Annotated in this window: 23 protein-coding genes; 9 read left to right on the plus strand and 14 right to left on the minus strand. The window is 70.7% G+C overall.

Going from position 1 to position 21,224, the window contains the following annotated elements:
- Positions 1-15 precede the first annotated feature (15 nt).
- The 5 genes from ACTOWY_RS15870 to dhaK all read right to left on the minus strand — a co-directional run bounded on the left by ACTOWY_RS15870 (position 16) and on the right by dhaK (position 5,231).
- Positions 16-1,788, minus strand: coding sequence for a 3-hydroxyacyl-CoA dehydrogenase family protein (locus tag ACTOWY_RS15870; protein WP_441310374.1), 1,773 nt, complete (start codon positions 1,786-1,788; stop codon positions 16-18).
- 118 nt (positions 1,789-1,906) lie between these two features.
- The gene (locus ACTOWY_RS15875) at positions 1,907-2,824 is read right to left on the minus strand and encodes a hypothetical protein (protein WP_441310375.1); all 918 of its coding nucleotides are present in this window, start codon (positions 2,822-2,824) and stop codon (positions 1,907-1,909) included.
- 30 nt (positions 2,825-2,854) lie between these two features.
- Positions 2,855-3,595, minus strand: a complete 741-nt coding sequence (gene dhaM, locus ACTOWY_RS15880; RefSeq protein ID WP_441310376.1) for a dihydroxyacetone kinase phosphoryl donor subunit DhaM — start codon at positions 3,593-3,595, stop codon at positions 2,855-2,857.
- Positions 3,592-4,230 (minus strand): dihydroxyacetone kinase subunit DhaL, encoded by a 639-nt coding sequence (gene dhaL, locus ACTOWY_RS15885; protein ID WP_441310377.1) that lies wholly within the window; start codon positions 4,228-4,230, stop codon positions 3,592-3,594. Before dhaL ends, dhaM begins: the two co-directional genes overlap by 4 nt.
- Positions 4,230-5,231, minus strand: a complete 1,002-nt coding sequence (gene dhaK / locus ACTOWY_RS15890; RefSeq protein WP_441310378.1) for a dihydroxyacetone kinase subunit DhaK — start codon at positions 5,229-5,231, stop codon at positions 4,230-4,232. Before dhaK ends, dhaL begins: the two co-directional genes overlap by 1 nt.
- A 142-nt stretch (positions 5,232-5,373) precedes the next feature.
- Between dhaK and ACTOWY_RS15895 the strand changes: the two genes are divergently transcribed.
- Complete coding sequence (locus ACTOWY_RS15895; RefSeq protein ID WP_441310379.1) at positions 5,374-6,384, plus strand: ABC transporter substrate-binding protein; 1,011 nt, start codon at positions 5,374-5,376, stop codon at positions 6,382-6,384.
- Positions 6,385-6,444: 60 nt separating this feature from the next.
- Here ACTOWY_RS15895 and ACTOWY_RS15900 read toward each other — a convergent pair whose 3' ends face one another.
- Both ACTOWY_RS15900 and ACTOWY_RS15905 read right to left on the minus strand, forming a co-directional pair.
- Entirely contained in the window at positions 6,445-7,929 is a 1,485-nt protein-coding gene (locus ACTOWY_RS15900) for an aldehyde dehydrogenase family protein (protein ID WP_441310380.1), read from the minus strand.
- Positions 7,930-8,041: 112 nt separating this feature from the next.
- Positions 8,042-9,046: a hypothetical protein gene (locus ACTOWY_RS15905; RefSeq protein WP_441310381.1), complete on the minus strand. Its 1,005-nt coding sequence runs from the start codon at positions 9,044-9,046 to the stop codon at positions 8,042-8,044.
- A gap of 640 nt (positions 9,047-9,686) precedes the next feature.
- Here ACTOWY_RS15905 and ACTOWY_RS15910 point away from each other — a divergent pair.
- Positions 9,687-9,827 carry a hypothetical protein gene (locus tag ACTOWY_RS15910; protein ID WP_247765595.1) on the plus strand — a complete coding sequence of 47 codons (141 nt, stop codon included), beginning with the start codon at positions 9,687-9,689 and terminating at the stop codon, positions 9,825-9,827.
- 24 nt (positions 9,828-9,851) lie between these two features.
- On the opposite strand, the gene ACTOWY_RS15915 is transcribed toward ACTOWY_RS15910, so the two are convergent.
- Positions 9,852-10,148 carry a hypothetical protein gene (locus tag ACTOWY_RS15915; protein ID WP_441310382.1) on the minus strand — a complete coding sequence of 99 codons (297 nt, stop codon included), beginning with the start codon at positions 10,146-10,148 and terminating at the stop codon, positions 9,852-9,854.
- 10 nt (positions 10,149-10,158) lie between these two features.
- Positions 10,159-11,862, minus strand: coding sequence for a sodium:solute symporter family protein (locus ACTOWY_RS15920; protein WP_441310383.1), 1,704 nt, complete (start codon positions 11,860-11,862; stop codon positions 10,159-10,161).
- 187 nt (positions 11,863-12,049) lie between these two features.
- Between ACTOWY_RS15920 and ACTOWY_RS15925 the strand changes: the two genes are divergently transcribed.
- Together ACTOWY_RS15925 and ACTOWY_RS15930 are read left to right on the plus strand one after the other, a co-directional pair.
- Positions 12,050-12,400, plus strand: coding sequence for a zf-TFIIB domain-containing protein (locus ACTOWY_RS15925; protein ID WP_441310384.1), 351 nt, complete (start codon positions 12,050-12,052; stop codon positions 12,398-12,400).
- A gap of 17 nt (positions 12,401-12,417) precedes the next feature.
- Positions 12,418-13,053: an AAA family ATPase gene (locus ACTOWY_RS15930; protein ID WP_441310385.1), complete on the plus strand. Its 636-nt coding sequence runs from the start codon at positions 12,418-12,420 to the stop codon at positions 13,051-13,053.
- A gap of 48 nt (positions 13,054-13,101) precedes the next feature.
- On the opposite strand, the gene nucS is transcribed toward ACTOWY_RS15930, so the two are convergent.
- Positions 13,102-13,761, minus strand: coding sequence for an endonuclease NucS (gene nucS, locus ACTOWY_RS15935; protein WP_441310386.1), 660 nt, complete (start codon positions 13,759-13,761; stop codon positions 13,102-13,104).
- A gap of 124 nt (positions 13,762-13,885) precedes the next feature.
- Between nucS and ACTOWY_RS15940 the strand changes: the two genes are divergently transcribed.
- Genes ACTOWY_RS15940 through ACTOWY_RS15950 form a run of 3 tightly spaced genes read left to right on the plus strand, consistent with a single transcriptional unit; the run spans position 13,886 to position 16,366 of the window.
- Entirely contained in the window at positions 13,886-14,407 is a 522-nt protein-coding gene (locus ACTOWY_RS15940; RefSeq protein ID WP_441310387.1) for a hypothetical protein, read from the plus strand.
- A gap of 11 nt (positions 14,408-14,418) precedes the next feature.
- Positions 14,419-15,822: an amino acid permease gene (locus ACTOWY_RS15945; protein ID WP_441310388.1), complete on the plus strand. Its 1,404-nt coding sequence runs from the start codon at positions 14,419-14,421 to the stop codon at positions 15,820-15,822.
- Between the two features lie 52 nt (positions 15,823-15,874).
- On the plus strand, positions 15,875-16,366 hold the full coding sequence (locus ACTOWY_RS15950) for an NUDIX domain-containing protein (protein ID WP_441310478.1): 492 nt from the start codon (positions 15,875-15,877) through the stop codon (positions 16,364-16,366).
- Here ACTOWY_RS15950 and ACTOWY_RS15955 read toward each other — a convergent pair.
- From ACTOWY_RS15955 to ACTOWY_RS15965, 3 genes are all read right to left on the minus strand, one after another.
- Positions 16,363-16,557: a hypothetical protein gene (locus tag ACTOWY_RS15955; protein WP_441310389.1), complete on the minus strand. Its 195-nt coding sequence runs from the start codon at positions 16,555-16,557 to the stop codon at positions 16,363-16,365. The two genes, ACTOWY_RS15950 and ACTOWY_RS15955, sit on opposite strands and share 4 nt — an antisense overlap.
- A 110-nt stretch (positions 16,558-16,667) precedes the next feature.
- Positions 16,668-17,441 carry an enoyl-CoA hydratase-related protein gene (locus tag ACTOWY_RS15960; RefSeq protein WP_441310390.1) on the minus strand — a complete coding sequence of 258 codons (774 nt, stop codon included), beginning with the start codon at positions 17,439-17,441 and terminating at the stop codon, positions 16,668-16,670.
- Positions 17,442-17,459: 18 nt separating this feature from the next.
- On the minus strand, positions 17,460-18,968 hold the full coding sequence (locus ACTOWY_RS15965; protein WP_441310391.1) for an FAD-dependent monooxygenase: 1,509 nt from the start codon (positions 18,966-18,968) through the stop codon (positions 17,460-17,462).
- Between the two features lie 61 nt (positions 18,969-19,029).
- Here ACTOWY_RS15965 and ACTOWY_RS15970 point away from each other — a divergent pair, with 61 nt between their 5' ends.
- Positions 19,030-19,635, plus strand: coding sequence for a TetR/AcrR family transcriptional regulator (locus tag ACTOWY_RS15970; protein WP_441310392.1), 606 nt, complete (start codon positions 19,030-19,032; stop codon positions 19,633-19,635).
- Here ACTOWY_RS15970 and ACTOWY_RS15975 read toward each other — a convergent pair.
- Positions 19,623-20,573: a GlxA family transcriptional regulator gene (locus tag ACTOWY_RS15975; RefSeq protein ID WP_441310393.1), complete on the minus strand. Its 951-nt coding sequence runs from the start codon at positions 20,571-20,573 to the stop codon at positions 19,623-19,625. The two genes, ACTOWY_RS15970 and ACTOWY_RS15975, sit on opposite strands and share 13 nt — an antisense overlap.
- A 72-nt stretch (positions 20,574-20,645) precedes the next feature.
- On the opposite strand from ACTOWY_RS15975, the gene ACTOWY_RS15980 reads away from it, so the two are divergent.
- Positions 20,646-21,197 carry an isochorismatase family protein gene (locus tag ACTOWY_RS15980; protein WP_441310394.1) on the plus strand — a complete coding sequence of 184 codons (552 nt, stop codon included), beginning with the start codon at positions 20,646-20,648 and terminating at the stop codon, positions 21,195-21,197.
- Positions 21,198-21,224: the final 27 nt, after the last annotated feature.

Genomic DNA, 21,224 nt, shown 5'->3' on the forward strand with positions numbered 1-21,224 from the left:
GGCTACCCAGCCCGCTCAGCCGGTGTAGTCGCGGAATCCCTTGCCGGTCTTGCGCCCCAGCCGACCCGCGGTGACCAGGTGTTCCAGCAGCGGCGCCGGGGCGAAGCCCGCCTCGCGGAACTCCAGGTACAGCTCGCGCTGGATGGCCAGGGCCACGTCAAGGCCGACCACGTCCAGCAACGCGAACGGGCCCATCGGCAGGCCACAGCCGACCTTCATCGCGTTGTCGATGTCATCGGCGGAGGCGTAGTGCGCCTCCAGCATCTTCACCGCGTCGTTGAGGTAGGGGAACAACAGCGCGTTGACGATGAACCCGGCGCGGTCGCCGCAGGTCACCGGGTGCTTGCCGAGCTTGCGGCAGACCGCCTGGGCGGTGCTGACCACCTCGGGCGCGGTGGAGATGGTGTGCACCACCTCGACCAGCTTCATCACCGGCGCGGGGTTGAAGAAGTGCAGGCCGACCACGTCGCCGGGGCGGCTGGTCACCGCGGCCAGTTCGATCACCGGCAGCGAGGAGGTGGTGGTGGCCAGCACCGCGCCCGGCTTGCACACCTCGTCCAGGGTGGCGAAGACGGCCTTCTTGACCGACAGCTCCTCGGCGACCGCCTCGACCACCAGGTCGGCGTCGGCCAGATCGCCAAGGTCGGTGGTCACCTGGACCCTGGCCAGCGCGGCGTCCCGGTCCTGCTCGGTCAGCTTGCCGCGCAGCACGCCCTTGTCCAGGGAGCGGCGCAGTGCCTCCAGCGCGGTCTTGCCCTTGCCCTCGCTGCGGGCCCGCACGATGACGTCGTGGCCGGACTTGGCGAAGACCTCCACGATGCCGGTGGCCATGGTCCCGGTGCCGACCACGCCGACCCGCTGCACCTCGCGGACCTGCTCGCCGGCGTCACCCTCGGCGCTGACCGCGTCCACCACGGTGGGCGAGTCGGGGGCGTCGTAGGTGTAGAAACCGCGTCCGGTCTTCCGGCCCAGCAGGCCCGCGGTGATCATCTGCTTGAGCAGCGGCGCGGGGGCGTGCAGCCGGTTGCGGGACTGGTGGTACATGGTGTCGAGGATCTCGTAGGCGGTGTCCAGGCCGATCAGGTCGAGCAGCGCCAGCGGGCCCATCGGGTAGCCGCAGCCCAGCTTCATGGCCGCGTCCAGGTCCTCGCGGGTGGCGTAGCGGCCCTCGAACATGCGCACGGCGTGGTTGAGGTAGCCGAACAGCAGCGCGTTGGCGATGAAGCCCGCGCGGTCGCCGATGACCACCGGCACCTTGCCCAGCCGCTCGGCCAGCGCGGTGACGTCCTCGACCACCCCGGGCTCGGTGACCACGGTGCGGATCACCTCGACCAGCTTGAGCACCGGCGCCGGGTTGAAGAAGTGCATCCCGACGACCTTGCCCGGCCGGGAGGTGTGCACGGACAGCTCGGTGACCGAGAGCGAGGAGGTGTTGGAGGCCAGGATCGTCTCCGGCGGGCAGATCCGGTCCAGCTCGGCGAAGACCTGGGCCTTCAGCTCCATCCGCTCCGGCACCGCCTCGATCACCAGATCGGCCGCGGCCAGCGCCTGCAGCGAGGTGGTGAACTCGATCTGGGCGAACAGCGCGTCCTTGCCCGCCTCGTCCAGCTTGCCGCGGCGCAGCGCGCGGTCGGTGGAGTGCTCCACGTGGCCACGCCCGCGGGCGAGCGCGTCCTCGGTCACCTCGACCGCGATGACCTTGAGCCCGGTGCGCGCGAACACCTCCGCGATACCGGCGCCCATGGTGCCCAGTCCGACGACTCCGACGGTGGTGAACTCACGCGTCACGACTCTGCCTCCCACGACATCGGGGGACCCGCTGACGGGTGCTACGGGCCAGTAACTTGTGGTGATAGTGCCACGCTGCGTGTTGTTTTCCCCGGTGAGGTTCGCCACGGGGACAAGCCTAGAGAGCGGGCAGGCGCGGCCAGACCGCGGTGGCCACCTCGCGGGCGAGCGGGCAGTTCTCCTCGGCTGGCAGGGCGCTGTAGATCGACACCCTGGCGTTCTCGCGGTAGCCCTGACCGAAGGCGATGTGCCTGGTGTCCACCCGGCAGGAGGGCAGCAGGCCGCCGCCCGCGGGCTGGGCGCGGACCAGGGACTCGCGGCCGCCGATCCGCTCGATCGCCGCGGGGGCGGCCGGATCCGGGTCGACCACACCGAAGCTGACCAGCAACGACGGCGAATCACTGCGGCGGCCACCCCACTGGCAGACGTGCCGGTTGCCGTCGCCGTGCGGCATCGGGGTGTCGATGCCGGGCACCCTGGCGGCCAGCGTGGCCGGCACCAGCGGACAGGGATCCAGGCCGGCCAGCGAGTTGGATGGGTAGGCACGGCCGCGGGTGCCGCCGGCGCGCAGCACGGTGCGCACCGATTCGGCCGCGGCCTCGGCCACCGCACAGAGCTGGGCGTCCTCGCCGCTGACATCCACCGTGACGTAGCGCAGGTCGGGCAGCACCACCACCGAACCGCAGGAGTCGGCGACCGCCTTGGCCCTGCCGACCCGCACCCCGTCCCGCTCGACCAGCTCGAAGCCGAGCTGCTCGGCCCCGTGCGCCTCGGCCAGCCTGCCGCCGGAGCCGAGGGTCACGGTCAGCTCGGCCACCCCGTTGCGCAGCGCGAGGCGGCAGTCGTCGAAGTTCAGCTCAGGGCCGGGGAACTGGCCGCCGAAACGGCTCAGCGCGTCCGGGGCGAGCAGGCTGCACGGGTCCAGCCGCGGCCAGTCGGGCGCGGGGGCGGCCGCGCCCGGACCGGCCTGCGGCGTGCCACAGCCGACCAGCACGGTCACCAGGACCACGCAGGCCAGAATCGCTCTGGCAGCCATGATCCGCAGCGTAAGCGCGGATGCGCGGGCTCACTCGTCGAAACCGCGTTCGGCGAGCGCTGCCACCCGAGTGAGTGCCTCCTGGGCGTCCGGACCGACCGCGCGCAGCGTGATGGTGTCCCCGCCGCGGGCGCCAAGGCCCATCAGCGCGAGCACGCTGGCCGCGCTGACCTCCTGGTCGCCGAAGCGCACCGAGGCCTCCACGTCCAGCTCGGCCACGGCGCGGGCCAGCAGCGCGGCCGGCCGGGCATGCAGGCCGATCTCGTTGCGCAGTTCGATGTCCAGCTCGACCAGCCCGCTGGAACTGGGCTGGTCGTGCCCATGTCCGTGGCCGTGGTCCTGGCCGTTGGCGCCCAGGAACAGCTCGTCCACGGTCTCGCCGATGGCGAAGGCGGTCGCGGTCGCGGCGGCGTCGGCCACCTCGTCCAAAGTGGACCCGCCCTGGGCGGAGACCGCGGCGGCCACCGCGCCCTCGGCCAGCGGGGCGTCCACCACCACCGCGCGGCCCGGGTCGCCCAGGACCTCCACGGCCAGCTCGGCGATCATCTGCGCGCTGCCCAGGTCGTAGAGCAGCACCACGCCCTCGCCGTCGTCCGCGCGTTCCAGCGCGGCCGAGACGGTGTCCAGGTCGGTGCCAAGGCCGCCGTTCTGGGGCAGGCCGCCCGCGGCCAGGATGCGCACCTCCGGCGCCATCTGCTGGGCCAGTTCCACCACGCCCTCGGCCAGCTTCGCGCTGTGCGAGACGATCACCAATCCCACCCGGCGGTTCATCGCGCGCCGCCTGCGTGCGTGGCCAGCGCGGTCAGCAGCAGTGAGGTCGAGCGCGCACCCGGGTCGAGATGCCCCGCGCTGCGCTCGCCAAGGTAGGAGGCGCGGCCCTTGCGGGCGACGAGGGGCACCGTCGCCGCCGCGCCGTCCGCCGCCGCGCCCGCGGCCGCCGACAAGGTCGCCGCGACATCCGCACCCTGGGCCGCGGCGGACTCGGCGGCGTGCACGGCCGGGGTCAGCGCGTCCACCATGGTCTTGTCGCCCGGTTCGGCCTTGCCCCTGGCCAGCACCCCGTCCAGCGCGGCGCGCAGGGCCGTGGCCACGGCCGGGGCATCCAGTTCGGCGAGCCCGTCCAGCGCGGCGCCCGCGCGCAGGAACGCGGTGCCGTACAACGGCCCCGCCGCCCCACCCACCGTGGAGATCAACGTCTTCGCCACCGCCTTGAGCACCGAGGCAGGCCCCGACCATCCTCCTCCGTCCATTGTGGACACCACAGCGGTGAAGCCCCTGCGCAGGTTCTCCCCGTGGTCGGCGTCGCCGGTGAGCCGGTCCAGCTCGACCAGCTCGTCCCGGTGATCGATGACCACCTCCGCCGCGGCTCGCAACGCGGCGAGGAGGTCTTCCGTGGAACAACCCATCACATCCCCCAGCGCAGCGCCGCGGTCCGCACCGGCGCGTCCCAAAGATCAACCAGTTCGTCATCCAGCTTGAGCAAGGTCAGGCTCATCCCCTGCATCTCCAGACTGGTCACATAGGACCCGACCAGGTGGCGCCGCACCGTGATTCCGCGCCCGGCAAGCAGTTCCGCCGCGATGCCGTGCGCCAGGTACAGCTCGATCTGCGGGGTGCCGCCCATGCCGTTGGTCAGCAGCAGCACCTCATCGCCCTCGGCGTAGGGCAGGTCCTCGGTCACCGCGTCCACCAGCCTGCGCACCAGCGCGTCGGCGGGCTCCATCGGCAATCGAGCCCGGCCGGGCTCGCCGTGGATGCCGATGCCCAGCTCCAGCTCGTCCTCGGCCAGGGTGAAACCGGGCTGCCCGGCATGCGGCACGGTGCCCGCGCTCAGCGCAACGCCCAGGGTGCGGATGCGCCCGATCACCTTGCGCGCCAACGCCTCGCAGGCGTCCAGATCGTCCCCGCGCTGCGCGGCCGCGCCGACGATCTTCTCCACCAGCACGGTGCCGGCCACGCCCCGGCGGCCCGCGGTGTAGAGCGAGTCCTTGACCGCGACGTCGTCGTCGACCACCACGGTGCGGACCTCGGTGCCCTCGACCGCGGCGAACTCGGCCGCGGTCTCGAAGTTGAGCACGTCGCCGGTGTAGTTCTTCACGATCAGCAGCACCCCGGCGCCGCCGTGCACCGCCTCGATCGCGGCCTGCACGCCGTCCGGGGTGGGCGAGGTGAACACCGGGCCGGGCACCGCGGCGTCGAGCATGCCGGGCCCGACGAAGCCGCCGTGCAGCGGTTCGTGGCCGGAGCCACCACCGGAGACCAGGGCGACCTTGCCCTGGACCGGGGCGTCCTTGCGGTGGATGACGGCCGGGTCCGGGCGCACGGTCAGCAGGTCGGCATGCGCCAGCGCCATCCCGCGCAGCGCCTCGGACACCACGTCAGCCGGATCATTGATGATCTTCTTCACGTCGGTCTCCTCGCCGTTGGGGGACTGATCGTCTTTACTACACCGCCTTCGCCCCAGTGCCAAAGGGCACATCCACGATGTGCCTGACGAGCACTTTCCCGGAGTTATGGTGAGCCTAACCTCAGAAAGGCAGGAGAAACCGGTGACTAACGGGACCAGACGGCTCGCGGCGGGTGTGATGGGCGGGCTGCTCGTCCTGCTCGCCGGCTGTGGCGGGGCCAAGCCCGCGGACGTGCCCGCGGTGGCGGTCGGCGGCGCCGACTTCGGCAAGGCGGGCGAGCAGTCGGCCCAGTTCGGCACCACCGCCGCGCCAGGGGTGTTCCCCCGGGTGATCAAGCACGGGATGGGCGAGACCACCCTGCCCAAGCGCCCGGAGCGGGTGCTCGTGCTGGACACCGGCGAGCTGGACAACGTGGTCTCGCTGGGCATCAAGCCGGCCGGCGTGGCCTTCACCGAGGGCAGCCCCGAGATGCCCGCCTACCTGCGCGACAAGGCGGGCGCCCCGGAGAACGTGGGCACCGCCAACGCGCTGAAGCTGGAAGCGATCAAGAAGCTGGCGCCCGACCTGATCCTGGGCTCCAAGCTGCGCGCCGAGGCCCAGTACAAGGTCCTCTCCGCCATCGCGCCCACCGTGTTCAGCCTCCGCCCCGGCTACACCTGGAAGGAGAACTTCCGGCTCAACGCCGCCGCGCTGGACCGCTCGGCCGACGCGGACAAGATGATCAAGGACTTCGAGGCGCACGCCATCGCCACCGGTAACAAGATCGAGGCCAGGCAGGGCAAGCGCCCCACGGTGTCCATGGTCCGGTTCATGCCCGGCAAGATCCGGCTGTACGCGGACAAGTCGCTGATCGGCACCGTGCTCAAGGACGCCAGGCTCCCCCGCCCGGAACCGCAGAAGGTCGACGACCTGGCGGTGGAGGTCAGCGCGGAGAACCTGGCCAAGGCCGACGGCGACGTGATCTTCATCGGCACCTACGGCGACCCGGCCAAGACCGCGCAGAAGGACGTGCAGGGCTCCCCGCTCTGGCAGCAACTCAGCGCGGTCAAGGCAGGCAGGTCCCACCCCGTCAACGACGAGACCTGGTACCTGGGCCTGGGCGTGCTCTCCGCGGAGTCCATCCTGGGCGACCTGGAACGCCTGCTCGCCTGAGCGGTCTGACCCGCCTGCGGCGAAGGGGGCGCGCCACCGGCCGCCCCCTTCCTGGTTCGCTCAGCGGCGGTGCACCAGGCGCAGGATGCGCAGCAGTCGCCGCACGGTCCGCGAGCCGCGTGCGAAGGACATCGGCTGCAACGGCGCCTTGAACTTCTGCCGGGTCACCGCCTGCGTCCTGGCGAACTCGCGCAACCCGTCCGCGCCGTGGATCCGCCCGAACCCGGAGTCGCCGATGCCGCCGAAGGGCAGTGCGGGCACCGCGGCGAAGGAGACCACCGAGTTGACCGCGACCATGCCCGCCCGCAACCTGCGGGCCAGTTCCATGCCACGGGCGCGGGAGAAGATCGCGCCGCCCAGTCCGTAGCGCACCCCGTTGGCCAGCCGGATCGCCTCGTCCACATCGGCCACCCGGTTGATGGTCAGGGTCGGCCCGAAGGTCTCCTCGGTGATCGCCAGCGAGTCCTCGGGCACGTCCACCAGCACGACCGGTTCGACGTAGGGCTCGCGCACCGATTCCTTGCCGCCGACCACGGCCATCGCGCCCTTGCTCAGCGCGTCCTCGATATGCGACTGGATGATCGGCACCTGGCTCGGCATGGTGATCGGTCCCAGGTCCGCGGTCGGCTCGGCGCCGGGCTTGAGCCTGCCGGCGATCCGGGTGACCCGCTCGATGAACTCCTGCGCCACCGAGTCGACCACGTACACCCGCTCCACGCCGACACAGGTCTGCCCGGCGTTGGCCATCCCACCCCACACCGCGGCCTGGGCCGCGGCCTCCAGGTCGGCGTCGGCGTCCACGATCAGCGCGTCCTTGCCGCCGCACTCCACCAGCACCGGCGTCAGCGTTTGGGCACAGGCGGCCATCACCCGCTTGCCGGTGGCGGTGGACCCGGTGAAGGCGAGCTTGTCCACCCCGGACTCGCACAGCGCGGCCCCGGTCGCACCGAACCCGGTGACCAGCGAGAACACCGGCCACTCCGGCACCACCTCGGCGAAGGTGCGCACCAGCCAGGCACCGACCCCTGGGGTCAGCTCACTTGGCTTGAACACCACCGCGTTGCCTGCCGCGAGCGCGTAGGAGATGGACCCCATCGGCGTGTGCGCCGGGTAGTTCCACGGCCCGATCACGCCGACCACGCCCAGCGGCAGGTACTCCACCGTGGAGGCCTGGTTGGACATCAGCACGCCCGAGGACACCTTGCGGCGCTTGAGCACCTTCTCCGCGTTCTTGGCCGCCCACTGCAGGTGGTCGACCACGAGCACCAGTTCCAGCCGCGCGTCGTCCAGCGGTTTGCCGGTCTCGGCGCACATCACCCCGGCGAGTTCGTCCAGCCGCTTCAGCAGCAGCTGCCGCCAGGCGTCCAGTCGCTTCTTCCGCTCGGCGAACCCCAGCCCGGCCCACCACAGCTGCGCTTCCCGCGCCTGCTCCACCACGGCACGCACCTGCGAGGCGGAGTGCACCGGGTACTCGCCGACCACCTCGGAGGTCCGAGGGTCCAACGAGGTGAAGGACTCGGCCTGTTCGCGTACCGCCCCGGTCATCGGCGCCTCCGACAGCTCAACCAGCTCAACGTCGCACGGACCTTGTTACCGCACAGTAGTCGTCCGTGCGGGGTGCTGTCAGCCCGCCCTCCGGGGACCGCGGGGCCGGTACCTAGACCTTGGGGAACTTCGCCTTGAGCGCCTTGACCACGCCGATGGCCTTGCCGCAGGCGTCATAACCGGCCGTGTTGGGCACGTTGGTCACCTCGACCAGCACCACTTCGGCCTTGGTGCCCTCGGTGGTGCGGTACGGCCAGGAGATCTCACACCGGGGGTGACTGGTGTCGGAGTACTTCTTGTAGACGGTGAGACTGTCGTCGACCTTCACCTCCTCCGGCGCGAACGAGCCCTTGGCGTTCTTGGGATTGGTCTCCACACTCAGGTTGATCTTGAGCGAGAGCCCGTCGGTCCGCCGCCAGCTGCACTGGTGCAGCCGCCACGGGAAGATCGACGGCACGTTGGTCAGCACCTCGGCCAGCGCGATCTGGTCGAGCACGGTGCAGGTGTCGATCTGGGCCAGCACCCCGGATTCGGCGTTCCGCTGCGGCGGATTGCTCTTGATCCGGTTGATCACGGCCGCGCCCGCCTTGTTGCTCAGGTCGCAGCGATTGGCCGCCTCGGTGCGCAACGAGACGCCGATCCCCAGCGAGTACGCGCCCTCCTGAACCATGATCTTGTGGTCGCAGAAGGTCTGGTTGACCGACTGGTCCGCCTTGAGCCCACCCACGTCCTTGGTCAGCCGCTTGCTCTCCAGCAGCATGTTGATGCCGAGTTCGACCTTGATCGACGAGGTCTTCCCGTCCTTGCGCAAGGTCACCGAGCACTCGTCGTACCCAGTGGCCGTCGGCGCGCCCGCCTCACCCAGCTCAGCCACCTGCTCGGCGTCGATGACCCCACACGGATCCACCTTGCGCAGCCTGTCCGGCGCGAACGCCGGATCCACCGGTTTGCCCTCCGGCACCCCGGAGCCACTGCTGCCCCCGGAGGACTCGGCGGCCGGGATGGTCGACCGCGAGAAGTTCGTCTTGGCCAGGTCGACTTCGGCGCCACAGGCGGCCACGCTCGCCAGCAGGGCGAACGCGGCGAGCAGGGAGGGCACGGGCTTCACGCGGGACACGGGGTGCACGGTAGCGAGCCCATGCCAGGCCCGTGTGCCGAACCCGCCGATCAGGGGCGACTCAGGCGAGGGCAGGGGGTGGGCGAGGGGCTGGGCGGCACGGATTCGGCTGGTGGCGGGGGTGGTTGGCGGGTGGCGCGGGGTGGGGCGGGGAGCCCGCTGCTGGGTGGGGCGTCGGGGCGGCCGGGCGGGGTGTGGTGAGGCGCGCGGCGGGGCGGGGCCTGACGGGTGGCGCGGTGAGGCGGGGTGGGGTCGCCGGGTGGGGGTGATGTCCGCTCTGGGCAAGCAATACCGACATGTCGCGCTCCTCGACTGGCTGGGGTCTGTGGCTTCCGCGCCACGGCAACGACGCTGCCAGACCGGCCGCCCCGTCGAAAGCGACCTCGCCTCGCCCTGTGGACAACCCGTCGGTTGTGGACAACTCGCCCGTTTCCCGGGCCGGAGCGGCGTTCCTGTCGGTGGCATGTGCTAGCGGCAACTTCGCGATCCGGTTACCGCAAGTCAACAGACGGGTAAAAATGCCAGCTCACCAGCCGTGCGCCAGATCACGGACCGTTTCGGGAACGATCCAGAAGCCTGGAGCGATTAACTAAGTGAGCGGATTGGCCGCTCGACGAAGAGGAACTCACGAAGGAGCAAGATGAGCGACCGCAACACCAGGAACGCCGCGACTCGTACCCGGCCGGTGCGGGCCAGGCTGGGCCGGGCGGTGCGGTGGGTGGACGCCTGGACGCTGGAGGCGTTCAACCCGGTCTACCCGCACCGCCGGACCAACCGTTGAGCTGACGAGCTGTTGAGCTAGCGGCTAGTGCCCGCCGGCGCCAGTGGCGTCGTCGGCGGCTGCCGCCTCCGTCGGCACCCGCAACGGGCGGGCGACGGTCCAGATCACGAAGAACGCGGTGACCGCCAGCATGGACACGCCGGTCCACAGGTTGATGTTGATCCCGCCGGTCTTGGCCAGGTCCGCGGCCGTGGTGTCGAACAGGCCCACGAAGGTGAGCACCACCCCGTAGATCCCGAACAACAGCGCGATGATCAGGCGCAGGTCGAACAGACCCGCCATTCCGGTGGCGCGCTTGGTCTCACTCGCTTGTTCAGCCATGGTCCCTCCCTCAGCCGACGAAGATGTTGAGCAGGATGGTCAGCACCAGCACCCCGCCACCCAGCAACGCGGGCGAGCGGTACCAGCCGGCGTCGTCGCCGGTCGTGGAGTGGGTGCGGGTCTCCTTCGGTGTCAGGCTGTAGACCAGACCGGCCAGTTCGGCGTCCGGCTTGGGCTTGGTGACCAGTGAGACCGCCACGCTGACCAGGATGTCCACCACGAACGCCGCGCCGGCGCCGATGAAGCTCGCGCCCTGGCCTGGCAGGTCGAGCACCTGGATGCCCAGCTTCGGTTCGGCCAGCAGCCACACGGTGACCGCGGCCAGGGTGCCCGCGACCAGGCCGACCCAGCCCGCGGTCGGGGTCATCCGCTTCCAGAACATGCCCAGGATGAACGTGGCGAACAGCGGCGCGTTGAAGAAGGAGAACAGCGCCTGGATGTAGTCCATGATGTTGGACCCGCCCAGGTTGGCCGCGATGAAGGCGGTGCCGATCGCGATCACGCACGCGCCCACCGTGGCCAGCCGGCCGATGCGCAGGTAGTACTCGTCCGGCCGGTCCTTGCGGACGTAGTCCTGCCACAGGTCATAGGTGAAGACCGTGTTGAACGAGCTGACGTTGGCCGCGACACCGGCCATGAACGAGGCCAGCAGACCGGCGATGGCCACGCCCAGCACGCCGTTGGGCAGCAGGTCGCGCATCAGGTACAGCAGCACCTGGTTGTACTCCGCGCCCGAGCTGTGGTCACCGGCCTTGATCGCGGCGATGTCCGGCACCAGCACCGCGCCGATGATGCCGGGGATGATGATGATCGCCGGGATGAGCGCCTTGGGGTAGGCGCCGATGATCGGGGTGCGCCGGGCGGCCGACATGCTCTTGGCCGACATCGCGCGCTGGACCTCGGCGAAGTTCGTGGTCCAGTAACCGAAGGACAGCACGAAGCCGAGGCCGAAGACCAGCCCGATCACACTGAGCGTGCCGTTGGCGATACCGGTCAGATCGCTGGCAGGCCAGGTGGACAGGTTGTTCGCGCCGCCGGTGCTGGCGGTGACCTTGGCGACCAGGCCCTCCCAGCCGCCGATCTTGTGCAGCGCGATGATCGTGATCGGCGCCAGCGCGGCGACGATGACGAAGAACTGCAGCACCTCGTTGTAGATGGCCGCGGACAGCCCGCCCATGGTGGTGTAGGCGAGCACGACCACCGCGGCGATCACGATGGACAGCCAGATCGGCCAGCCGAGCAGCACGTTGATGATCACCGAGAGGGCGAACAGGTTGATGCCCGCGATGAGCACCTGGGCCACCGCGAAGCTCAGCGCGTTGACCAGGTGCGCGGGCCTGCCGAAGCGGCGCCGCATGAACTCGGGAACGCTACGGACCTTGGAGCCGTAGTAGAACGGCATCATGACCAGGCCGAGGAAGACCATGGCCGGGATGGCGCCGATCCAGTAGTAGTGCACCGTGGCCAGGCCGTACTGGGCGCCGTTGGCCGTCATGCCCATCAGTTCCAGGGCGCCCAGGTTGGCCGAGATGAAGGCCAGGCCGGTCACCCACGCCGGCAGCGAACGGCCGGAGAGCAGGAAGTCGAGGCTGGTCGACACCGAACGCCGGGCCATGTACCCGATTCCCAGCACCAGCACGAAGTACACCGCGAGCAACGCGTAGTCGAGCAGGCTTGCGTCTAGACGCAGGCTCGAAGCGGCGAGCGCTTCCACCCGGGCTCCACCTCCAAGGTCAGCACGGTCGTCATCCGACGTGACGGCGGTACCGTAATCCCTCCTTGACAAAGCAGCGACACAGAGGTCAGAGCCTTCTCCATCGATGCAGGTGAGAGCGCTTTCAATTTTTTGCCCTGTGGATGCCTCCACCACATACGCGGCAAAGCTGCGTAACCTTGCATATGTGATTTGTCCGAAGTGCCAGAACGTGATGCAGACCGTGGACCGCGGTGGGGTGCACATCGAGCAGTGCCAGGGCTGTCGGGGGATCTTCCTCGACCGCGGCGAGCTCGAGCAGATCGCCGGCGCCGAGCGCACCTACTACGCCGCCGCGCCGGTCCCGCCGCCGCCCCCGCCGATGCCGGGCTACCGGCACGACTCGCCGCCGCCCTACGGCCACCGCGGCAGTCACGGCCACCGTGACTCGCCCCCGCCCTACGGCGGACACCGGCCGGGTTACCGCGATTCGCCGCCGCCCTACGGCGGGCACGGCCACAAGAGGAAGAAGAGCTTCCTGGAAGGGCTGTTCGACTGATTCCCGGCCCCAGCCCCGTGGACCTCAAGATCTGCGTCAACTGCGGCGACAAGGCCGAGGTCCCGGTGGTCCTGCCGGGCGATCCGGTTCTGCTCTGCGTGCGGTGCGGGCATCGGCAGCCGTTCCTGCGGCTGCCGATGTTCGCGCTCACCGGCCCCAGCGGCACCGGCAAGTCCACCGTGGGCAAGATGCTGACCGCCGAACTGGGTGACGCGGTCGTGGTGATGGAACAGGACGTGCTGTGGTCGGCCGGGTTGCAGGACCCGGCCGATGACTACCGGGTCTTCCGCGCGACCTGGCTGCGCATGGTGGCCATGGTCAACCAGAGCGGGCGCCCGGTGGTGCTGTGCGGCACCGTGGTGCCGGTGCAGTTCGAGCGGCTGCCCGAACGCGCCTTCCTCGGCGACATCCACTACCTGGCGCTGACCTGCGCGCCGGACCTGCTGGCCAAGCGGTTGCGGACGCGACCGGCCTGGCGGGAGTGGGACGACGCGGACCGGATCAGCGAGATGCTGGAGTTCAACGAGTGGGTCCGGGCCACCGCGGCCACCATGGAGCCACCGATGGAACTGCTGGACACCACCGACATCAGCCTGGCCGAGTCGGTGCGGGTGGTGGCCGACTGGGTGCGGCGCGGGCTGGCCGAAAGCTGAGTCCCGACTCCGCAGGGGCACGCGCGAGCGGCGCCCCGGCGGAGTCGGTCAGAACAGGCGGAACTCGTCCGATTCGATGCCGCGCAGCGCGTCGTAGTCCAGCGTGACGCAGCGGATCCCGCGGTCCTCGGCCAGCGTGCGGGCCTGGGGCTTGATGATCTGGGCCGCGAACACGCCCTTGACCGGGGACAGCAGCGGGTCCCGGTTGAGCAGTTCCAGGTACCTGGTCAGCTGTTCCACGCCGTCGATCTCGCCACGGCGCTTGATCTCCACGGCCACCGCGGCGCCCTTGCCGTCGCGGGCCATGATGTCCACCGGGCCGATCGCGGTCGGGTACTCGCGGCGGACCAGGGTGTAGCCGTCGCCGAGGGTCACGATGTGCTCGGCCAGCAGCTCCTGCAGGTGGGCCTCGACGCCGTCCTTGACCAGGCCGGGTTCGGGGCCCAGCTCGTGCGCGGAGTCGTGCATGACCTCCTCAAGGGTGATCACCAGCTTCTCCCCCGCCTTGTTCTGCACGGTCCACACGCCGGGGTCCTGGATCAGCCAGCAGGGCGGGCTCATCCAGTTCAGCGGCTTGTACGCGCGGTCGTCGGAGTGGATCGACACCGAACCATCGGCCTTGATCAGCAACAACCGATTGGCCATGGGCAGGTGGGCGGTCAGCCGTCCGACGTAGTTGACCTGGCAGCGGGCGATGACAAGGCGCACCGCGACAGGTTAGTGACTGGCTGGCACAGCCGTTTCACCGGCGCTCCGGTGGGGCTCGCCGCACCGTAGACCCGCCGGTCTGCCGCATGGTTCCGGAACCGGCGGGCGGCCAGGCTGAGCTGCCATGACGACACGATTGGGCAGGCGGGCCAAGCGGTGGTGGGACATCCTGCACCTGGGCAGCGGGGTGGGCTGGTTCGGCGTGGCGCTGTGCCAGCTGGTGCTCAACATCATCGGCCGGACGACCGCGGACGCCGGACTGCGGGTGGCCACCCACAAGATCGGGCACACGCTGGACATCTGGCTGCTGATCCCGCTGGTGCTGCTGGCCCTGGTCTCCGGCGTGGTGCTGGCCTGGCGGTCCAACTGGGGTGTGTTCCGGCACTGGTGGATCGTGGTGAAGCTGGTCGCGACCATCGTGCTGATGGTCTTCAGCGCGATCTGGCTGGGCGGCTGGATCGGTGCCGCGGCCGAACTCGCGCTGGCCCAGGGGCCGCCCTACTTCGAGGTGCGCAACAAGCTGCTCGGCGGGTCGATCTTCAACAACGTGTCCATCCTGCTCATGGTGGTGATCTCGGTGTTCAAGCCGTGGGGCCGTATTCGACAAGTCGCACCGGACTGGAAGGCGGCCCGGACCGGCCGGTAGGTTCGCGCCTCGTGCCGCCAAACAGTCAGCGCAGCCTGTTGCGCACCAAGCCGGTCGAGCAGCTCACCAGCGAGGGCGTGCACAGTGGCCTGCGCCGCAGCATGGGCCTGATCTCCCTGGTCTCGCTGTCGGTGGGGGCCACCCTGGGCACCGGGATCTTCGTGGTGCTCGGCGAGGCCGCACCCAAGGCCGGGCCCGCGGTGGTGGTCTCCTTCGCACTGGCGGCACTGGCCGCGTTGTTCTCCGCGCTCTCCTACGCCGAACTGGCAGGCGCGGTGCCGGTGTCCGGTTCGGCCTACTCCTACACCTACGCCACCCTGGGCGAACTCATCGCCTGGGTGTGCGGCTGGTGCCTGTTGCTGGAGTACGGCGTGTCGGTGGCCGCGGTCGCGGTGGGCTGGGGCGGCTACCTGAACGTGTTCCTGGAGGCCACCGTCGGGGTGCGGATCCCGGAGGAGCTGGCCGCGCCGCCCGGCGCCGGTGGCGTGGTGAACATCCCGGCGGCCGTGGTGGTGCTGCTGGCCACCGCGGTGCTGATCGCCGGGGTTAGGGAGAGCGCGCGGGCCACCACGGTCACCACGATGATCAAGGTCGGGGTGCTGATCTTCTTCGTCGCGGTGGCGGCCACCGCGTTCAGCTCCGGCAACATGACCCCGTTCGCGCCGGAGGGCCTGGCAGGCATCGCCGGTGGCGCCTCGGCGGTGTTCTTCTCCTTCATCGGCTTCGACGCGGCCTCCACCGCGGGCGAGGAAGCCCGCAACCCGCAGCGCGACCTGCCGCGGGCGATCATGATCTCGCTGGGCATCGTGACCTTCGTCTACGTGGCGGTCGCGGTCACCGCGATCGGCGCGATCGGGGTGGACCGGCTCAGTGCCAAGGGCGCCTCGCTGTCCACGGTGATGGCCGAGGTGACCGGGTCCGGCTGGGCCTCCACCGTGCTCGCGGCGGGTGCGGTGATCGCGATCGCCTCGGTGGTGCTGACCGTGCTCTACGGCCAGACCCGGGTGCTGGTCTCGATGTCCCGGGACGGCCTGATGCCGCCGGTCCTCGCCAAGGTCGGCCCCCGCTCGGTGCCCACCACCAACATCGTGGTGGTCGGTGTGCTGGTCTCGGTGCTGGCCGCGCTGGTCCCGCTGGGCGAGCTGACCAACGCCACCAGCATCGGCACCCTGGTCGCCTTCGGGCTGGTCAACGTGGGTGTGCTGGTGTTGCGCCGGACCAAGCCGGACCTGCCGCGCTCCTTCCGCACCCCGCTGATGCCGGTGGTCCCGCTGCTCGGCCTGGCGCTGTGCGTAATCCTCATCGTCGGCCTGGGCGCCAAGACCTGGATCGCCTTCCTGATCTGGACCGCGGTCGGCCTGGTGGTCTACTTCGGTTACGGCAGGCGGCGCTCGCGGCTCAACTCAGACGCCTAGTCTGGGCGGCGTGGACAAGGTCGACACCCGCGAGGTCTACGCGAACGCCTGGATGACGGTGCGCGAGGACGGCATCCGCCGCGCCGACGGCTCCCTCGGCGTCTACGGCGTGGTGGACAAGCCCGACTACGCCCTGGTCATCCCACTGGACGGCGAGCGGCTGCACCTGGTCGAGCAGTACCGCTACCCGCTGGGCCTGCGCCGCTGGGAGTTCCCGCAGGGCACCGCGCCGGACCGGGTCGAGCTGGACACCGCCGAGCTGGCCGCCAGGGAGCTGCGCGAGGAAACCGGCCTGCGGGCCGGACGGATGGTCGACCTTGGCCTGCTGGACGTGGCGCCGGGCATGTCCAGCCAGCGCGGCCGGGTGTTCCTGGCCACCGAGCTGACCGCGGGCGAACCCGCGCGCGAGCTGGAGGAGCAGGACATGCGCACGGCCTGGTTCGCGCGGGCGGAGTTCGAGGAGATGATCGCCTCGGGTCAGGTGACCGACGCGCAGTCGATCGCGGCGTACACCTTGTTGCTGCTGCACGAGCACCGTGGTTAGTACCCGGTGGCTTCCAGCGCGAGTTCCTCGATCTCGGTGAGGCTGACCGAGACCCAGTGCCCTGGCGCGTAGATCGCCACCACCACACCGCCGGCGTCGGACACCAGCAGATGTCCGTCGGCGACGCTGGCGGTGACGCCGTCCTCGATGACGGCCCGGTGGTACTTGCTGACGCTCACAGTTGCGGCCATGCGCTCCAGCGAAGCAGGCGAAACTCGCTGTTACCAGCGACGATACCCAACCGAGTCGGCAAAGCGGACCTGGCCGCAACAGGTCACGACTTCATGTCCGGCCCTAGGCGCTAGTCCGGCCAGACCGGCTTGCGCTTGGCCAGGAACGCGGTCATGCCCTCCTTGCCGCCCTCGGTCTGCGAGGCTGCGGCCATGACCTCCAGCGCGATCGCGTAGGCCTCCGCCTCCGGCCGGTCCAGCTGGGCGTAGAGGGTCTGCTTGCCCAGTGCTTTGCTGGCCAGGCTGCCTCTGGTGGCACGGGAGAGCAGGTCGAGCACGGCCGCGTCGAGTTCGGCGTCGGGCACCACCCGGTTCACCAGGCCCCAGGACTCGGCGGTGCGGGCGTCGATGGCATCGCCGGTGAGGGCCAGTTCCATCAGGCGTTTGCGGCCGACCGCGCGGGCCACCGGCACCGCCGGGGTGTGGCAGAACCAGCCGCCTTTGCCGCCGGGCAGGGCGAATCCGGCCGATTCGGCGGCCACCGCCAGGTCACAGGAGGCGACCAGCTGACACCCCGCGGCGGTGGCCAGGCCGTGCACGCTGGCGATCACCACCTGCGGGATGGACTGCATGGTGTGCATCAGTTTCGTGCACAGCCGCAGCATCTCCCGCACGCCCAGCAGATCGCGGTCGACCAGGTCGGCGAAGTCGTGGCCCGCGGAGAACACCGGGCCGTTGCCCGCCAGCACGATCCCGGTGGCCGCGGTGTCGGCCACGCTGACGAAGGCGTGCTGCAACTCGGCCAGGTGCTCGCCGGAGAGCGCGTTGCGCCGGTCCGGCCGGTTCATGGTGATCCGCGCAATGTTCCCGTCCAGCGAGACCAGCAGGTTGCGGTAGTCGGCCATGCCGCCGACGGTAGCGCCTCAGCCCGCCGCGGTCAGCGTGGCGCCGAACCAGGTGTCCAGCGCGGTCAGCAGGCCCTCCCGGTCCGGCCGGTCGCGGTCGGCGGCCCAGGCCACATAACCGTCCGGGCGGATCAGCACCGCGGCCAGTTCGGGCCGGAGCGGATCGCGGGCTGGGAACACCCGGATCTCCCGGCCTGCCAGTTCGGCCAGCGCCGGATCCCCGGTCAGGTCGGCCAGCACCCAGCCCGGGTGGATCGGCAGGTCCAGCGGCGGGGCGAACCGGCCGGTCAGCTCATGGCCGCCGCCCAGGTCGTAGCGGGTGTGCTGACCGGCGATGAACTTGGTCAGGTACTGGTTGCCGTCCGCGGTGGCCATCAGGTCGGTGATCACCTCACGTAGTGCGCCCGCCTGCGGGGTCGGCCGCATGGCCGCGACCTGCGCCCTGGTCATCCGCAGCACGAAGGCGGCGGCCGGGTGGCGCTCGGCGGTGTAGGTGTCCAGCAACGCCTCCGGGGCGGTGCCGGTGGCCACCGCGGCCAGTTTCCAGCCCAGGTTGGCCGCGTCCTGCAGGCCCAGGTTGAGGCCCTGGCCGCCGAAGGGCGCGTGCACGTGCGCGGCATCGCCGGCCAGCAGCACCCGGCGGTCGCGGTAGTCCGGGACCTGGCGGGCGTTGTCGGTGAACCGGGTGGCGGTCTTGACCGAGGTGACGGTGACCTCGGTGCCGCTGACCTGGCGCACCGCCCTGGTCAGCTCGGCGGCGGTGATCGGCGCGTCCCGGTCGGCGGGCGGGCCGTCCAGCTCGACGGTGAGCAACCGGCCCGGGGTCGGGCCCCAGACCAGCACGCCGCCAGGGAGGTGTTGCCAGCCAAGGGAAAGCGCCGCCGGATCGTCCAGTTCGACCATGGCCTGGTAGGCGGTGATGGTCGCGGGCGTGCCGGGGAAGGCGAAGCCGCCCTGCTTGCGCACCAGGCTGCGGCCGCCGTCGCAGCCGACCAGGTGGCTGCCGCGCAGCCGCTCGCCGGAGGTCAGCGTGACGGTCACCCCGTCGGCGTCCTGGCTGAACCCGGCCAGCTGCACACCCCGGCGCACCGGCACGCCGAGCCGGGCCGCCCAGCCGCCGAGGATGGCCTCGACCTCCTGCTGGGTCATCGGATAGACGCCCTCGGCCGAGCGCGGGCTGAGGTCGGGATCGGTGCGATCCAGCCGGGCGAGGTCCAGTCCGGTGAGCCCGGCGAAGTGACCGCCGAAGGCGGGCGGACGGTAGTCCGCTGGCAGATCCGGATCACGCGAGCGCAGCAGCTCGATGAACTTGGCCAGGTTGACCGCGACGGCCCTGCGCACCTCGCTCAGCAGACCGTGCCTGGCCAGGGTGTCCGCGGTGCGGGTGTTGATCGCGCCCGCCTTGATCACCTGGCTCGGCTCGGCTAGCCGTTCCAGCACCAGCACCTCCGCGCCGTGCGTGCGCAGCTCGCAGGCGAGCATCAGTCCGGTCGGGCCAGCGCCGACCACGATCACCGGTTCGTTCATGTCCGCCAGCGTCCAGCGAAACTTTTACCGAGTCAAATTATATGTTTGGTACATTTCCGGCATGGACATGGGGCTGCGGGAGCGGAAGAAGCGCGAGACCCGGCAACGGATCTCCAACGTCGCCACCGAGTTGTTCATCGCGCGCGGCTTCGACGCGGTGACCGTCGCCGAGGTCGCCGAGGCGGCCGAGGTGTCCAAGATGACCGTGTTCAACTACTTCCCGCGCAAGGAAGACCTCTACCTGGACCGGCACGAGGAGATCATCGAGGTGCTGAGCACGGCCATCACCGGCCGCGGCGAGTTGTCGGTGACCGCCGCGGTGCGCCGGATGTGCCACCAGCTGACCGCGGCCAACCACGCGCTCTCCGGCGCGGTGGACGGCTTCGGCCGGTTCTGGAGCGTGATCAACGCCAGCCCCGCACTCCAGCTGCGGCTGCTGGAGCACCTGCGCGACACCGAGGAGGCGCTGGTGGAACTGCTTGGCGGGCAACGGGATCCGCACGCCTGGCAGATCGCGGGCATGCTGCTGGCCACCGTCCGCGCGGTGTTCTACGCCAACGCCAGGGCGATCCTGGACGGCACCCCGGCCAAGACCGTGGCCCGGCGGCGCGCGCACATCGACCGCGCCTTCGATCTGCTGGAATCCGGGCTGGGTCAGGGCACCTGATGGGTCCGGCGATACGCGGCCGGGCCCACCCCCAGTTCGGCGTGCAGGCGGCGGCGCAGGTTGGCCGCGGTGCCCAGTCCGGCCCGCTGCGCCACCCTGGCCACCGGCAGCCCGGTGGTCTCCAGCAACTGCCGGGCGAAGCGCAGCCGCTCGGCCAGCAGCCAGCGGCCCGGCGTGGTGCCGGTGGCGGCGGCGAACGCGCGATGGAAGGTGCGCTCGCTCATCCCGGCCCGCTCGGCGAGTTCCGGCACACCAAGGGGTTCGGCCAGCCGCCGGCGCGCCCAGTCCACTGTGGAGCCGATGTCCGGACCCTCCGGGCGGTGCGGCAGCGGGGTGTCCACGAACTGCCGCTGCCCGCCGGAGCGCGCCGCGGGCATCACCATCCGCTTGGCCAGCCGGGCGGCCTGCGCGGCGCCGTGCGCCCGGCGGACCAGGTGCAGGCACAGGTCGACCCCGCCGACCACACCCGCCGAGGTGAGCACGTCGCCGTCGTCGGTGAAGAGCACCTCCGGCCGCAACTCGGCCGCGGGCGCACACTCGGCCAGCGCGGCCAGGAACCGCCAGTGCGTGGTGGCCGGGCGGCCGTCCAGCAGACCGGCCGCGGCCAGGGTGAACGCGCCGGAGCACAGTGCGGCCAGGGTGATCCCGGCCGCGTGCGCCTGCCGCAGCACCCGGATCGCGCTGGCAGGCACCGGCGCGTGCGGGTCGGCCCGGCCTGGCACGAGCACCAGATCGCAGTCCAGCAGGCCGGAAAGCCCATGCGTGGCCCGGATTTCGCCGACCGGATGCATGGTCACCGGCTTGCGGCCGGGGGTGCAGGTGCGCAGCGTGAACGGGCCGATCGCGCCGTCCATCCGGTCCACGCCCCACACCTCGGCCGGCACCGCGACGTCGAAGGTCCGGGTGCCGGGCAGCACGAGCAGGCCGACAGTGTACATGGCAGAAAAGTAGCGCATCGTGCCAGTTCTGCCACTCCCCCGCCGGGCCGTCCCGGCCGCAGACTCGATGCCATGACCACCGCACTCATCCTGATCGACGTGCAACGCGGCTTCGACGACAGCGCCTACTGGGGCCGTCGCAACAACCCGCTCGCCGAGGCCAACATCCGCGCGCTGGCCACCGCCTGGCAGCAGGCCGGACTGCCGATCGTGGTGGTGCACCACGATTCCGCGGTGCCAGGCTCACCGCTGGCGCACGGCGCCCCCGGCAACGCGCTCAAGCCCGAACTGGACGGCATCGTGCCCGCGCTGACCGTGCGCAAGAGCGTGCACTCGGCCTTCCACGGCGATGTGGACCTGCACAAGTGGTTGCAGGACAACGGGATCCAGCAGGTGGTGACCACGGGCGTGCAGACCAACCGGTGTGTGGAGACCACCAGCCGGGTGGCGGGCGACCTGGGTTACCGGCTGCGTTACGCGCTGGACGCGACCTTCACCTTCGACGACACCGCGCCGGACGGTTCGGTGATCACCGCGGACGAGTTGGCCAGGGCCACCGCGACCAACCTGCACGGCCACTTCGGCGAGGTCACCACCACCGCGGCGGTGCTGGCGAGCCTGTGATGGAACCGGTGGCCTCGTCGGCCTGCG

Source organism: Crossiella sp. CA198 (assembly GCF_052078295.1).
Taxonomy (GTDB): Bacteria; Actinomycetota; Actinomycetes; order Mycobacteriales; family Pseudonocardiaceae; genus Crossiella.

What these genes read in the sequence shown, in the direction of transcription:
- dhaM (WP_441310376.1), bottom strand. Translation starts at nt 3,595, where the DNA reads ATGAACCGCCGGGTGGGATTGGTGATCGTCTCGCACAGCGCGAAGCTG.
- ACTOWY_RS15940 (WP_441310387.1), top strand. Translation starts at nt 13,886, where the DNA reads ATGACGACACGATTGGGCAGGCGGGCCAAGCGGTGGTGGGACATCCTG.
- ACTOWY_RS15900 (WP_441310380.1), bottom strand. Translation starts at nt 7,929, where the DNA reads ATGACCGGGGCGGTACGCGAACAGGCCGAGTCCTTCACCTCGTTGGAC.
- ACTOWY_RS15875 (WP_441310375.1), bottom strand. Translation starts at nt 2,824, where the DNA reads ATGGCTGCCAGAGCGATTCTGGCCTGCGTGGTCCTGGTGACCGTGCTG.
- ACTOWY_RS15950 (WP_441310478.1), top strand. Translation starts at nt 15,875, where the DNA reads ATGACGGTGCGCGAGGACGGCATCCGCCGCGCCGACGGCTCCCTCGGC.
- ACTOWY_RS15915 (WP_441310382.1), bottom strand. Translation starts at nt 10,148, where the DNA reads ATGGCTGAACAAGCGAGTGAGACCAAGCGCGCCACCGGAATGGCGGGT.
- ACTOWY_RS15975 (WP_441310393.1), bottom strand. Translation starts at nt 20,573, where the DNA reads ATGTACACTGTCGGCCTGCTCGTGCTGCCCGGCACCCGGACCTTCGAC.
- dhaL (WP_441310377.1), bottom strand. Translation starts at nt 4,230, where the DNA reads ATGGGTTGTTCCACGGAAGACCTCCTCGCCGCGTTGCGAGCCGCGGCG.
- ACTOWY_RS15970 (WP_441310392.1), top strand. Translation starts at nt 19,030, where the DNA reads ATGGACATGGGGCTGCGGGAGCGGAAGAAGCGCGAGACCCGGCAACGG.
- ACTOWY_RS15980 (WP_441310394.1), top strand. Translation starts at nt 20,646, where the DNA reads ATGACCACCGCACTCATCCTGATCGACGTGCAACGCGGCTTCGACGAC.
- ACTOWY_RS15960 (WP_441310390.1), bottom strand. Translation starts at nt 17,441, where the DNA reads ATGGCCGACTACCGCAACCTGCTGGTCTCGCTGGACGGGAACATTGCG.
- ACTOWY_RS15910 (WP_247765595.1), top strand. Translation starts at nt 9,687, where the DNA reads ATGAGCGACCGCAACACCAGGAACGCCGCGACTCGTACCCGGCCGGTG.
- ACTOWY_RS15965 (WP_441310391.1), bottom strand. Translation starts at nt 18,968, where the DNA reads ATGAACGAACCGGTGATCGTGGTCGGCGCTGGCCCGACCGGACTGATG.
- ACTOWY_RS15955 (WP_441310389.1), bottom strand. Translation starts at nt 16,557, where the DNA reads ATGGCCGCAACTGTGAGCGTCAGCAAGTACCACCGGGCCGTCATCGAG.